The following is a 12,082-nucleotide window of genomic DNA, read 5'->3' as shown; positions in this document are numbered from 1 at the left end:
GATCGGGCCGTGTCTCGTTCCGGACTTACGACGCTGATGTCGACACCAGTAGGTTCTTCATCGCCTTCTTCTCGGCGACCTTGCGCTCGCGCTCCAGACGACGTTCCTTGGCCACCTCGAACTTCGCGCAGGTGTCCTCGAGCTCGTTGATGATCCGGCCCAGGTCGTCGCGCAGGCGCGCGCCTTCACCGGTGAAGTCTTCGCGCTCGAAGATGCGCCACTTCTTGAGCACCGGCATGAGGACGTCGTCGAGGTGGATGCGCGGGTCGTAGACGCCGCCGACGGCGATGATGACGGCCTTGCGGCGGAAGTCGGGCACGGTGTACCCGGGCATCTTGAAGTTCTCGACGATGCGGTGCAGCGAGGCCATCGCCTGGTTCGGGTTGATGTCCAGGCCGGCGGCCGAGACGTCGCGGTAGAAGATCATGTGCAGGTTCTCGTCGCCGGAGATGCGCTGCAGCAGCTGGTCGGCGACGGGGTCGTTGCAGGCCTTGCCGGTGTTGCGGTGCGAGACGCGGGTGGCCAGCTCCTGGAACGAGACGTACATGACCGAGTCGAACAGGCTCTCGGCGAACAGGTCGCCCTGCAGGTTCTGGCCGGGCGAGAAGCCGCGCGTGACCTGCTCGACGCGCAGTTCCTCGAGCTCGACCGGGTCGCAGTTGCGGGTGACCACGAGGTAGTCGCGCAACGCGATGCCGTGGCGGTTCTCCTCGGCGGTCCAGCGGTTCACCCAGTAGCCCCAGGCTCCGTCCATGCCCATGTTCATCGCGATCTCGCGGTGGTAGGACGGCAGGTTGTCCTCGGTCAGCAGGTTCTGGACCATGGCGGTCTGGGCGACCTCGGAGAGCTTGGCCTGATCCGGATCCCAGTCCTGGCCGCCGAGGGCGTAGTAGTTCTTGCCCTCTTTCCAGGGGATGTAGTCGTGCGGGTTCCAGTCTTTCCGCATGCTCATGTGGCGGTCGACGAGCGTCTCGACGACCGGCTCCAGCTCGTGCAGGAGCTGCAGGTCCGTGTAGTCGGCTGTCATGGCGCCTCCCGGTGCGATGTATCTGTACCTGTTGGTAGCAGTCAGAGTATCTGTGTCGGGTAGTGACATCAAGTTGCTGTGACGCATGTCCGACCGGTGATTCTGAACTGTGATGTCGGCGCTCGTTAGGTGTTACCGGTGTGAGGGCACCCGGCTCATCAGCATGTCGACGCAGTAATCGACGAACTGCTCGCGGGTGACCGGCAGCTTGCCGCCCAGGTACCCGGTGAACAGTGCGGTGAGGGCGCCGATCAGGCTGGTGGCCTCGAGCGCCCGCCGCGCGGGATCGCCGCCGGGGAACATCTTGTGCTGCAGCAGTTCGATGAAGCTCGGCATCCAGTCCGCGCCCGAGCGGGTGAGTACGGGTTCCTGCGCCGGCGCGATGAGCAGGACGCGGCCGCGCGTGGGGTCGTCGACCATCATCGTGACGAACCGTTCGACGGCGTCGCGGGGGCTTTGCGATGTGGTCAGCGCCGCCATGGCCGTCGTGCACACCTCGTCGTACACGGCGCGGACGAAATCCTCGCGGTCGGTGAAGCTCTCGTAGAAGTAGCGCTCGGTCAGGCCGGCGGTGCGGCACACCGCCCGCACCGTCGCCGCGGGGCCGTCGGCATGGCCGAGCGCGGCGATGCCGGCTTCGATGAGCGCCTCGCGACGCCGCGTCGGGCGGTCCGCCAGTGGGACGGCAGACCAGCGGCCCTGTCGTTGACCGGAAGGCACGTGACTCCTAAGCTGTGGCTGACAACGCGTGTAGTCAGGATACCCGCTGACATCCAGGAAAGAATGCCGGTGACCCAAAATACTTCCGACACATGCCCAGTGACCAGCGAATCTGCCCCCGTGGCGGCGGTCGGCTGCCCGGCTTCGCCCGGCGGCTACGACGCGGTGCCGCTGGGCCCTGACTCGCTGACGTGGAAGTACTTCGGCCAGTGGACCGGGCTGTTCCAGGGCACGTGGGCCGGCTCCATGCAGAACATGCATCCGCAGCTCGGCGCGGCGGTGGAGGAACATTCGATCTTCTTCATGGAGCGGATTCCGCGGCTCCTGCGGTCGATCTATCCGATCGGCGGCGTCGTCTTCGACGGTGACCGTGCGCCCAAGACCGGCGCCGAGGTGCGGGACTATCACATCGGGATCAAGGGCGTCGACAAGCGGGGTCGCCGCTACAGCGCGCTGAACCCCGACGTCTTCTATTGGGCCCACTCGACGTTCTTCAAATCCACTCTGCTGGCTGCCGAGAAATTCGGCGGCGGCATCTCCGAGGCCGACAAGCGACAGCTGTTCGACGAGCACGTGCAGTGGTACCGCATGTACGGCATGAGCATGCGGCCCGTGCCGAAGAGTTGGGAGGACTTCGAGGTCTACTGGGATCACATGTGCCGCAACGTCCTGGAGAACAACTATGCGGCGCGCGAGGTCATGGATTTGTCGACCATGCCCAAACATCCGTCGCTGCAATGGATTCCGGACTGGCTGTGGGCGCAGAACCTCAAGGTGATGCAGCGCTTCCTGACTTTCATGACGGTGGCCCTCTACGACCCGCCGGTGCGCGAGCTGATGGGTTACTCGTGGTCCGCGCGGCAGCAGTGGGTGCACGACCGGCTGTGCCAGGTGATCACGTTGGTCTCGAAGTACGGCCCGAAGCGCAGGCTGATGCATCCGCGCAAGCGGTCGGCGATGGACCGCGCCTCCGGCCGGCTTCCCGTCGACTCGCCGCTGGTGGAGACGCCCGCGCGTAACCTGCCGCCGCTCGAATATCGGGGTCAGCCGCAGTTCTACTGCCCAATTGTGGACTGACCCAGGCACTTTCCGTACTCGCAGCAATTCGAGGGGTCTGTGAGGCCGATTTAGTCGCTGGGTCACCGTCGAGCAATGGATAGGCAACACGGCGGGTGTTGGCTCGGTGCATGACGAGCATCTATGAGCAGATCGGAGGAGCCGAAGCGCTCGAACAGGTGGTGGCGGACTTCTACGAGCGCGTACTGGCCGACCCCGAACTCGCCGGCTTCTTCGCCGGCGCCAACATGTCACGGCTCAAAGGCCGGCAGGTCGAGTTCTTCGCCGCGGCCCTGGGTGGTCCCGAGCCCTATACCGGCGCTTCCATGCGGGACATCCACCGCGGGCGCGGCATTTCCCGGCAGCACTTCAACCTGGTGGCCGCGTATCTGAGTGAAAGCCTGGCCGCCGCGGGCGTTCCGGCACGGACCGTGCAGCGGATCATGGCCGCCATCGCGCCGCTGGCCGGCGACATCGTCACCGCCAAGAGCGCCTGACGGACCCTGCCCGCACCAGACTCGGCGGGTCGGTCGAGGCGGGCTAGCGTGGAGTCATGCCTTATCCCGGGGTTCTCGCCAACCGCTACCAATTGCGGGGGACGCTGGGCCACGGCGGTATGGCGGAGGTCCGCGACGCGTGGGACGCCCAATTGCAGCGTCCGGTGGCCGTCAAACTGCTTCATGCGCCGCTGAGTGCACAGCCAGACTTCCGGCATCGCTTCCAGGTCGAGGCCCGCGCGGCGGCCGGGCTGAACCATCCGCACGTCGTCGCGGTGCACGATTACGGCGAGCAGGACGGCACCCCGTTCATCGTCATGGAACGGCTGCCGGGACGGACGTTGGCCGACGTGATCGCCGCGGGTCCGCTGCCCCAACACGTGGTCCGAGCCGTCCTCGACGGCGTGCTCTCGGCGCTGGCCGCGGCCCACGCGGCAGGCATTCTGCACCGCGACATCAAGCCCGGAAACATCCTCCTGGCCGATTCGGGAGCGGCGAAGATCGCCGATTTCGGCATCGCCAAGAGCGCCGACTCGAACCACACCGTGGCCGGCCAGGTGGTCGGCACGATGGGCTATCTCAGCGCCGAGCGGCTGTCGGGACGGCCCGCGACGGTGGCCGACGACCTCTACGCCGTCGGGGTCGTCGGGTACGAGGCACTCACCGGCCGGCGGCCCTTTCCGCAGGACAACCTCGTCGACCTGGCGCGGGCCGTCACCGAAGGGCATCCGGTGCCACTGCGGGCGTTGCGTCCCGATGTCGACCCCACGCTGGCGGTCGTCGTCGAACGGGCGATGGCCCGCGACCCGCGGGCGCGCTTCGGCAGTGCCGAGGAGATGCGTGCCGGCCTGTCCGGCGCCGTGCCCGCCGGTCGTCCCCCGACGCTGGTGCTCGGGCAGCCGCTACCGGACCCGACGACGTCGCTGCTGCCGGTCGCCGCGCCGCGCCGCAGCTCGCGACTGCTGCTCTGGGGTGCGGCTGTCATCGTGGTGCTGGTGACGGTCGTCGCGGTGATCGTCGACGCCGCGTCACGGCCGTCGACGCCGGCGCCGGTCGGGACGAGCACGCCTGAGCCGACCCCGACGTCCACGTCGGCCCCGGTTTCGACTCCGCCACAGCCGGTCGATGACGCACCGCCGCCCAACGGTCATGGCAACGGAAAAGGCAAGGGCCACAACAAACATTGACGACGCGGTGATTGGCGGCGGGATGTGTCCGACGGTACATTGGTTCCTGAATACAGAAAATGATGTACCGTCAACCGTATGGCGACACTGCAGCACACTGACGCCCTGGCGCGGTTCGGCCATGCCCTGTCCGATCCGACGCGCACCCGAATCCTCCTGAGCCTGAACAAGGTTCCCGGGTACCCGTCGGACCTGGCCGACCAGCTGGGCGTCTCCCGGCAGATCCTCTCCAACCACCTCACCTGCCTGCGGGGCTGCGGTCTGGTGGTGGCGGTGCCGGAAGGCCGTCGGATGCGATACGAGCTGGCGGACCGCCGGATCGGCCGGGCCCTGGACGACCTCATGGGACTGGTGCTCGCGGTCGACCCCGACTGCGTGTGCGTCGGCGCCGACGGCGAGCCGTGCGGGTGCACCTGATGACACTCACCGACGTGCGCCGCGGTCAGCTGGCGCGGCGCATCAGGTGGCTGGTCGCGGCGACCATCTCCTACAACGTCATCGAGGCCGTCGTGGCGCTGTCGGAAGGCACACGGGTGTCGTCGGCGGCGTTGGTCGGCTTCGGCCTGGATTCGGTGATCGAGGTGTCCTCGGCCGCCGCGGTCGCCTGGCAATTCGCGGGCGCCGACCCGGAAGCCCGCGAGAAGACCGCACTGCGCGTCATCGCGTTCTCGTTCTTCGCGCTGGCCGCCTACGTGACGATCGACGCGATCCGTGCCCTGCTGGGCTTCGGTGAAGCCCAGCACTCGACCATCGGCATCGTGCTGGCGGTGGCGAGCCTCATCGTCATGCCGGTGCTGTCTTATACGCAGCGCCGGGCCGGCCGGGAGCTCGGATCTCGTTCGGCGGTGGCCGATTCCAAGCAGACGCTGCTGTGCACCTACCTGTCGGCCGTGCTGTTGATCGGCCTACTGGTGAATTCCATCCTCGGCTGGTCCTGGGCCGACCCGATCGCCGCACTGGTGATCGCGGGCATTGCGGTCAAAGAAGGCGTCAATGCGTGGCGGGGCGACGCCTGCTGTGCCTCGTGCGGATGACGCTCAGTCGTCGTGTACTGCCAGATCCCGCTTGAGCACCTTGCCGGTGGGGTTGCGCGGCAGCTCGTCGAGGAACACCACCTCGCGCGGCACCTTGTAGCGGGCGAGGTTGTCCTTGACGAACTGCTTGACCTCCGCCTCCGACACCTCGGTGCCCTTGACGGTGACGACGAAGGCGCGCAGGCGTTTTCCGAATTCCTCGTCGTCTACGCCGATCGCCGAGGCTTCCACGATGGCCGGGTGGGTGACCAGCAGTTCCTCGACCTCGGCCGGGAAGACGTTCTCGCCGCCGGAGACGATCATGTCGTCGTCCCGGCCGTCGATATACAGACGACCCTCGTCGTCGAAGTGCCCGACGTCGCCGCTGGCCATCAGGCCGTCGATGAACTCTTTGGTGCCGCCGCCGGTGTAGCCCTCGAATTGTGTTGCCGCGCCGACGAATATCCGGCCCGTTCCGGGGGTGGGCACCTCGTGGCCGTTGTCATCGAAGATTTTGATCCGGCAACCGAGCATCGGCTTGCCGACCGAGGTGGGCGCTTCGCGGATGTCGGACGGCGTCGCCATGGTCGCGAGCGCCACTTCCGTTGAGCCGTAGAGGTTGTAGACCACATCACCGAGCAGGTCCTGTGCCGCGGTGGCGACGGCGGCCGGCAGCTGGGAGCCGGCGCAGAAGATCGCGCGCAGGCTGGTGGTGTCGTAGCTGCGGACGGTGTCGTCGCCGAGGCCCATCACCCGCTGCAGCATTACCGGCACGACGCACACCGTGGTGGCCTTGTGTCGCTCGATGTCGGCGACCAGCTGCTCAGCCTCGAACTTGCGGCGCAGCACCAACTTCGAGCCGAGGGCGATCGTCATGATCGCGATCAGCAGGCCGGTGCCGTGGAACAGCGGCGGCCCGATGATGGTGGCTTCGCGGGCCCGCATCGGCAGCCGCTCCAGGAGGCCGCCGGGCAGGATGAAGCTGCGCGGCTCGGCGCGGGGTGCACCCTTGGGTGTGCCCGTCGTCCCGCTCGTCAGCAGGATGATCTTCCCTGGCTTGGCCGGTCCCGGCGGTGCCTTCGATGACGCGTCGGCCGCGAGGGCGTCGAGATCGTCACTGGCACTGTCGATGTCGGTGACGAACGTGCCGCGCCTGGCTTCGATATCGGCGACCAGATCGGTGAATTCGACGTCGTGCACCAGCAGGTCGACACCTTCGCGGTTCGCGACCTCGGCCGCCTGACGGGCCGAGAATGCCGTGTTGAGCCACACCGCGTTGACCCCAGCGCGGGACGCGGCGAACGCCACGATCAGCGGTCCGCGATGATTGCGACAGAGGATGCCGACGGTATCTCCGGGGGCCAGGCGAGCGCGAAAGGCGTTGGCGATCCGGTTGACTGCCTCGTCGAACTCGGTGTAGGTGAGTTCCCCGCGTTCGTCGGCGATCGCCGGATACGCGCCGTGCCGGATCGCGGCGATGCGCGGCGCCGCCCCGAACGGCCCATAGGTGTTGAGCACCAGCAGGACCTGCACCAACCGGTGCGGCAGGTCGACGCCGATGGCGCCGGCCCGCACCAATGCCACGAGGGCGCGGGTTTCGAGGCCGGCCCGCCGGGCCGGCTCGGCAAGCAGTGAGTTCAGGTCCATCACAGTCCTCTTCTATTCGGCCACAATGGATTCGGCAGCCTCGGCCGGTGCTGCCTGGGCAGCGGCGGACTCGCCGAACATCGAGTAGACCTTGTTCCGCACCAGGTCGAACGGACGCGGGCTGAGGGCGTCGGTGAGGGCCGTCAGCTGTCCGGACGGCGGGCTGAGCCGGCGCGGCCGGTGCATGATCGCGTCGCACAACGTGGCCGCGGCCTGCTCGGGCGTCAGGGTGGGGAAGCGGTCGTACATCTTGGTCGGGGCGATCATCGCGGTGCGCACCAACGGCATGTGCACCGTGGTGAAGGTGATGTTCTCCGACACCGTCTCACCTTGCAACGTGTCGCACAGTCCGTCCAGTGCCGACTTGCTGGCGATATAGGCGCCGAAGCGCGGCAGTTTGGTCTGCACGCCGATGGAGGACACGTTGATGATGTGCCCGAAGCCGCGCTCGCGCATGCCCGGCGTGAACTTCAGGATCAGCTGGACCGGCGCGAAGTAGTTCAGCTGCATGGTGCGCTGGTAGTCGTGCATCCGGTCGTGCGACAGCTCCAGCGAGCGGCGGATGGACCGGCCGGCGTTGTTGATGAGGATGTCGACGTGACCCAGATCGGCCAGCACCTGGTCGGCCATGGCGCCGATGGCATCGAGGTCGCTCAGGTCGCAGGGGTAGACGTGCGCGGTGCCGCCGTCGGCGCGGATGTCGTCGGCGACGCGCTCCAGGTTCTCCCGGGTCCGGGCCACCAGCACGACCTCGCCGCCGGCCGCGCCGATGCGGCGGGCGGTGGTCTCACCGATACCGGCCGAGGCGCCGGTGATCACGACGACCTTGCCCGCGACGGCGTCTTCGAGGGTGTAGCCGGTGAGGGCGTCGACCACGGTCTGCAGATAGATCGGGCGGGTCTTGATGGGCGTGTTCATGACACTTGCGAACACGGCGAGCGGCTTGGCGCTGACGGCGGCGACGGGCTTGGTCGCCAGTGCGGTGATGTCGGAGAGGTTCATGGCAGGGGTCCGTTCTCGGGTTTCGGTTGGTTTCAGCCCAGGGCCCGGCGGGCCAGGCGCAGGGCGGGCAGCAGCAGGGCGTGGGGAGTGATGGAGCCGGTGATGGCCATGAGCTTCACGACGGTGCCGGGGATCACCTGGCGGGCGCCGGCCTGCATGCCGTCGACGGCCTGGGTCGCAACGTCTGCGGGGGAGACCTGAGCGGGCCGCAGGCTGAACTCATGTGCGGAGGCGACCTCGGCCCATTCGGTCGGGACCGGCCCGGGGCACAGCGCGGTGCAGGAGACGCCGGTGCCGCGCAGCTCCTCGTGGACGGCTTCCGAGAACGAATTGACGAACGCCTTCGACGCGCCGTAGGTCGCCATCGACGGCATGGGCTGGAACGCGACGACGGAGGCGACGTTGAGGACTGCGCCGGCGCCGCGCTCGACCATGCCGGGCAGGACGGCGTGGGTGAGTTCTTGCACCGCAACAACATTGACCTCGACCTGCTCGCGCTCGCGGTCCATCGGCAGGGTGTGGAAGGCGCCGCTGGTGCCGAAACCCGCGTTGTTGATGAGGCCGGCGACGGGCCGGGTGCGCAGTTCCTCGGTGAGCGGCTGACGCTGCGTGGCGTCGGCCAGGTCGCACGGCCGCACCGTGACGGCGACGCCGTACGTGGCGCGCAGCTCGTCGGCCAGCGCGTCGAGGCGGTCCTGGCGACGGGCGACCAGAAACAGGCTGTAGCCGCGGGCGGCGAGCACGCGGGCCAGTTCGGTTCCGATTCCGGACGAGGCACCAGTGATGACGACCTCGGTGGTGCCATCGGGCTTCGGCAGGGTCATGTGGCTCTCATTTCCTAGTGACGTGTGACTGTGCCAGTAACACTGGCACAGTGTGAATGTTGGTGTCTATACTTCGTGGAATGACAGATGTCACAGTCGAGGAATTCACCATCGACGAACTGGCCGCTCGCACCGGCACGACCGTGCGCACCATTCGCTTCTACAACGAGAGCGGCCTGCTGCCGCCCGCCGAGCGGCGCGGCCGTCTCGCGTATTACGGTGCGCCGCATCGCATTCGGCTTGAGCTGGTGCAACAGCTGCAACAGCACGGCTACACGCTGGCCGCCATCACCAAGGTGCTGGCGCGGCTACCCGAAGGCGCGACGGCCCACGACCTCGCGGTGCGTGCGGCACTTCTCACACCGTGGAGCCCCGCCGAGGACGAGACCGTCGACCTACGCGAACTCGAACAGCGCGCCGGTCTGTCGCTGGATGACCGGGCCCTCGACACGCTCGAAGCTTTGGGGGCGATCCGACGGTTGGATGACGGCCGTTTCGGCGTCCGGCAGTCGGTCTTGGGCGCCGCCATGAACCTGCGCGACACCAACGTGCCGGCCGAGGATGTCCGGCGCCTGGCCGGCGTCGTCGACAAGCACATCGACGCCCTCGCCAACGAGGTGACGGACGTGGTCTTCAGCCGGATTCGGGAAGCGGAGGACCCGAATGTATACCTCGGACGGATCGCCAAGGTGGTGCCGAACCTGCGGCCACTGGCGGCGCAGATGATGGCCGACCGGTTCACCGCCGCGATCAGTCAGGCGGTGCAGGAACGCGTGGTGGAACTGGAGATCCCGGCCAAGTAGGCCGGCGTTGCAACGCTTTGCGTCGAGCGTGGGGGTTGCCGAGACGACACGCCGGGCGGCTTCTCGAAAAGCCCCACGCTCGGCGTAGGGCGAGATATTTGTGCCCCCACCAGGGCTCGAACCTGGGACCTGCGGATTAAAAGTCCGTAGCTCTACCGACTGAGCTATAGGGGCGTGGGACACAGGATACTGCGTCCCGTGAGGCCGCCTCCGCGGGTAGGTGGTTGAGCGGCCGTTGGTGGTCTGAAGTGCCGATTTGGGCCGTGGGGCGGTCGTGCCCTAAGCTATCGAAGCTCCCAACGGAAACGTTGAGAGTGCCCCCGAAGAGATTCGGATTGGCCCCCATCGTTTAGTGGCCTAGGACGCCGCCCTTTCACGGCGGTAGCACGGGTTCGAATCCCGTTGGGGGTACGCAACGCGAAAGCGAAGCAACGCAGTATGTAAGGCCCTGTGGCGCAGTTGGTTAGCGCGCCGCCCTGTCACGGCGGAGGTCGCGGGTTCGAGTCCCGTCAGGGTCGCCAGAACGGCGAGGCAACTTGCCCTTCCGGCCAGGTAGCTCAGTTGGTACGAGCGTCCGCCTGAAAAGCGGAAGGTCGCCGGTTCGATCCCGGCCCTGGCCACCATTCTTTACCTGCACAAACACGGGTCATGCACTCGGTGGTTGGTCTGATTCGTCCGGTTCTTGTCCGGTCTTCGGTGTCTGAGTCTCGGTCGTGTGAAGTTGATCGAGGTTGGTTGCAACCTGGTCGAGCTCGTCGGCGTAGAGGTCGCTGTAGATGTTCGCGGTGACGGTCGGTGTCGAGTGGCCCATGGTTTTCTGTACGTAGCGCAGATCCGCGCCTGACTTTCTGGCCAGGCTTGCGTAGGTGTGGCGCAGGTCATGAATGGTCAGCGGCGCTAGGTGCGTTTTCTTGAGGACCTTGTTCCAGTGCGTGTGTCGGCGCCAGTTGGTCGATCGCAGCATTTTGCCGTTGGGTGAGGTGACTGCCGGTTCGTCGGCAGCTCGGCCTTTGATCCGCCGTTTGAGGATTTCGACCACTACTTGGGGGAGTGGGACGGTTCGGATGCCGGCTCGGGTTTTCGGCGGACCGACGACGATGCGACCTTCGACTTCGGGTGCGGCGCGTCGGACGTACAGACGCCGGGCGGTCAGGTCGACGTCTTTGACGCGGAGGCCGACGAGTTCGGACCAGCGCAGCCCGGTGTAGGCGAGGACGGTCACGACGTCACCTTCGTTGCCGCAGGCCGCGGCGAGGGTCTGGACTTCCTGAGCGGTGAGGTATCGGTGCCGTTCGCGTTCGGGGATGCGCCCGGCCGAAACTCCGGTTGCCGGGTTGCGGTGGATGCGGCCGTCCTGGTGCGCGACGTCGAGGATCGATCGCAGGAGTCTCAGTGTGGACACCTTTGCCCACGGTCCGACGGTCAGCCCATCGACGAACTCTTGGATGCCTGCGCGGGTGATTTCGTCGACGGGTACGTGGCCGAAGTTCGGGGCGATGCGTAGGTCCCAGTGCTGGGTGTAACCGCTCCAGGTCTTCGGAGACACCGCTGGTTTCTTCGAGTCGGAGAACTGTGTCCAAATTCGGTTCAGAGGTGTACGGCCGAGGCGCGGGTCGAATCGGCGGGCTCCGAGCGCGGCCTCGTTATCGCGTTCGGATTTGAATGCTTTGGCCTCGCGCAGCGTTGGGAACGTCGCCGATGTTTCAACCCAGCCTGACGAGGCATCGGGATCACGGACCAGGTAGCGGACTTGGTAGCGGGGTTCACCGGCTGCGTTGAGGCGCTTTCGGATGCCGCGGGGTGTATTGCCGGCCATTACTGGCGCACCTGCTTGAGCCATGACCGGACTTCGGCGCAGTCCCATCGACGTACCCGTTCTGACAGTGTGTAGCAGGGTGGGCCGATCTGTTGTCCGGTGGTTTCGCGGATCGCTGCCCAGCGGTTCAGCGTTGCCGCTGATACTCCGAGCAGTGCTGAAACTTGTTCGGCGGTAAGCAGTTCTGGAAAGTTGCCCGATGTGATGAGTGCGTCCCGCAGGCCGTGGATGACCATAGCTTCACCTTGTCACCGGTGGTTGCTGAATGTCCGGAACGCTGATCGCGGCCCGTAGGGATGCGAACCAGGCACGCGTACGGCGGAGTCCGGCGTCGCTATCTTCTTGCCCACCAACGATTCCCCAGAGATCGAACGCCCACCGCTCCAATGCGGAAACGATTGTCTCGCCGGACCGTTGGAGCTCTGAGTCGTTACCCAAGAGCAGAGCAACTCCCAGGACTTCGCCGCAGGACCAGAGTTGGCGGTACTGG

13 protein-coding genes and 4 tRNA genes are annotated in these 12,082 nt (G+C 66.7%); 9 read left to right on the top strand and 8 right to left on the bottom strand.

Features of this window, described 5'->3' with window-relative positions:
- Positions 1-25: 25 nt before the first annotated feature.
- Together ACJH6H_RS21890 and ACJH6H_RS21885 are read right to left on the bottom strand one after the other, a co-directional pair.
- Positions 26-1,027, bottom strand: coding sequence for an acyl-ACP desaturase (locus ACJH6H_RS21890; protein WP_061002045.1), 1,002 nt, complete (start codon positions 1,025-1,027; stop codon positions 26-28).
- A 132-nt stretch (positions 1,028-1,159) separates the two neighbouring features.
- A complete protein-coding gene (locus tag ACJH6H_RS21885) occupies positions 1,160-1,747 on the bottom strand; it encodes a TetR/AcrR family transcriptional regulator (protein WP_133428295.1) in 588 nt (195 codons plus the stop codon).
- A 69-nt stretch (positions 1,748-1,816) separates the two neighbouring features.
- On the opposite strand from ACJH6H_RS21885, the gene ACJH6H_RS21880 reads away from it, so the two are divergent.
- The 5 genes from ACJH6H_RS21880 to ACJH6H_RS21860 all read left to right on the top strand — a co-directional run bounded on the left by ACJH6H_RS21880 (position 1,817) and on the right by ACJH6H_RS21860 (position 5,521).
- Positions 1,817-2,824: an oxygenase MpaB family protein gene (locus ACJH6H_RS21880; protein WP_406775811.1), complete on the top strand. Its 1,008-nt coding sequence runs from the start codon at positions 1,817-1,819 to the stop codon at positions 2,822-2,824.
- A gap of 110 nt (positions 2,825-2,934) precedes the next feature.
- Positions 2,935-3,300 carry a group 1 truncated hemoglobin gene (locus tag ACJH6H_RS21875; RefSeq protein WP_135357912.1) on the top strand — a complete coding sequence of 122 codons (366 nt, stop codon included), beginning with the start codon at positions 2,935-2,937 and terminating at the stop codon, positions 3,298-3,300.
- Positions 3,301-3,356: 56 nt separating this feature from the next.
- Positions 3,357-4,487: a protein kinase domain-containing protein gene (locus tag ACJH6H_RS21870; RefSeq protein WP_406775810.1), complete on the top strand. Its 1,131-nt coding sequence runs from the start codon at positions 3,357-3,359 to the stop codon at positions 4,485-4,487.
- A gap of 78 nt (positions 4,488-4,565) precedes the next feature.
- On the top strand, positions 4,566-4,904 hold the full coding sequence (locus tag ACJH6H_RS21865) for a helix-turn-helix transcriptional regulator (protein ID WP_061006931.1): 339 nt from the start codon (positions 4,566-4,568) through the stop codon (positions 4,902-4,904).
- Positions 4,904-5,521 carry a cation transporter gene (locus ACJH6H_RS21860; RefSeq protein WP_061006935.1) on the top strand — a complete coding sequence of 206 codons (618 nt, stop codon included), beginning with the start codon at positions 4,904-4,906 and terminating at the stop codon, positions 5,519-5,521. The genes ACJH6H_RS21865 and ACJH6H_RS21860 overlap by 1 nt, the downstream gene beginning before the upstream one ends.
- Positions 5,522-5,524: 3 nt before the next feature.
- Here ACJH6H_RS21860 and ACJH6H_RS21855 read toward each other — a convergent pair whose 3' ends face one another.
- From ACJH6H_RS21855 to ACJH6H_RS21845, 3 genes are read right to left on the bottom strand one after another with little or no spacing between them, the layout of a single operon-like run.
- Complete coding sequence (locus tag ACJH6H_RS21855; RefSeq protein ID WP_406775809.1) at positions 5,525-7,147, bottom strand: AMP-binding protein; 1,623 nt, start codon at positions 7,145-7,147, stop codon at positions 5,525-5,527.
- Positions 7,148-7,159: 12 nt separating this feature from the next.
- The gene (locus ACJH6H_RS21850; protein ID WP_406775808.1) at positions 7,160-8,149 is read right to left on the bottom strand and encodes an SDR family NAD(P)-dependent oxidoreductase; all 990 of its coding nucleotides are present in this window, start codon (positions 8,147-8,149) and stop codon (positions 7,160-7,162) included.
- Positions 8,150-8,181: 32 nt separating this feature from the next.
- The gene (locus ACJH6H_RS21845; RefSeq protein WP_406775807.1) at positions 8,182-8,973 is read right to left on the bottom strand and encodes an SDR family NAD(P)-dependent oxidoreductase; all 792 of its coding nucleotides are present in this window, start codon (positions 8,971-8,973) and stop codon (positions 8,182-8,184) included.
- A gap of 80 nt (positions 8,974-9,053) precedes the next feature.
- Between ACJH6H_RS21845 and ACJH6H_RS21840 the strand changes: the two genes are divergently transcribed.
- Positions 9,054-9,776: a MerR family transcriptional regulator gene (locus ACJH6H_RS21840; protein WP_406775806.1), complete on the top strand. Its 723-nt coding sequence runs from the start codon at positions 9,054-9,056 to the stop codon at positions 9,774-9,776.
- Between the two features lie 101 nt (positions 9,777-9,877).
- Here ACJH6H_RS21840 and ACJH6H_RS21835 read toward each other — a convergent pair.
- A tRNA-Lys gene (locus tag ACJH6H_RS21835) sits at positions 9,878-9,950 on the bottom strand.
- 164 nt (positions 9,951-10,114) lie between these two features.
- Here ACJH6H_RS21835 and ACJH6H_RS21830 point away from each other — a divergent pair.
- From ACJH6H_RS21830 to ACJH6H_RS21820, 3 genes are all read left to right on the top strand, one after another.
- Positions 10,115-10,187: transfer RNA gene (locus ACJH6H_RS21830), tRNA-Glu, on the top strand.
- 33 nt (positions 10,188-10,220) lie between these two features.
- Positions 10,221-10,297: transfer RNA gene (locus tag ACJH6H_RS21825), tRNA-Asp, on the top strand.
- 25 nt (positions 10,298-10,322) lie between these two features.
- A tRNA-Phe gene (locus tag ACJH6H_RS21820) sits at positions 10,323-10,399 on the top strand.
- 23 nt (positions 10,400-10,422) lie between these two features.
- Here ACJH6H_RS21820 and ACJH6H_RS21815 read toward each other — a convergent pair.
- The gene (locus ACJH6H_RS21815; protein WP_406775805.1) at positions 10,423-11,592 is read right to left on the bottom strand and encodes a tyrosine-type recombinase/integrase; all 1,170 of its coding nucleotides are present in this window, start codon (positions 11,590-11,592) and stop codon (positions 10,423-10,425) included.
- Positions 11,592-11,828, bottom strand: a complete 237-nt coding sequence (locus ACJH6H_RS21810; protein ID WP_406775804.1) for a helix-turn-helix transcriptional regulator — start codon at positions 11,826-11,828, stop codon at positions 11,592-11,594. The genes ACJH6H_RS21815 and ACJH6H_RS21810 overlap by 1 nt, the downstream gene beginning before the upstream one ends.
- Positions 11,829-12,082: the final 254 nt, after the last annotated feature.

The sequence above is a fragment of the Mycobacterium sp. SMC-21 genome (genome assembly GCF_045310825.1).
Lineage (GTDB): Bacteria > Actinomycetota > Actinomycetes > Mycobacteriales > Mycobacteriaceae > Mycobacterium.
Note: the sequence above shows the minus strand (reverse complement) of the source record. Positions and strands in the feature narration are given on the sequence as shown.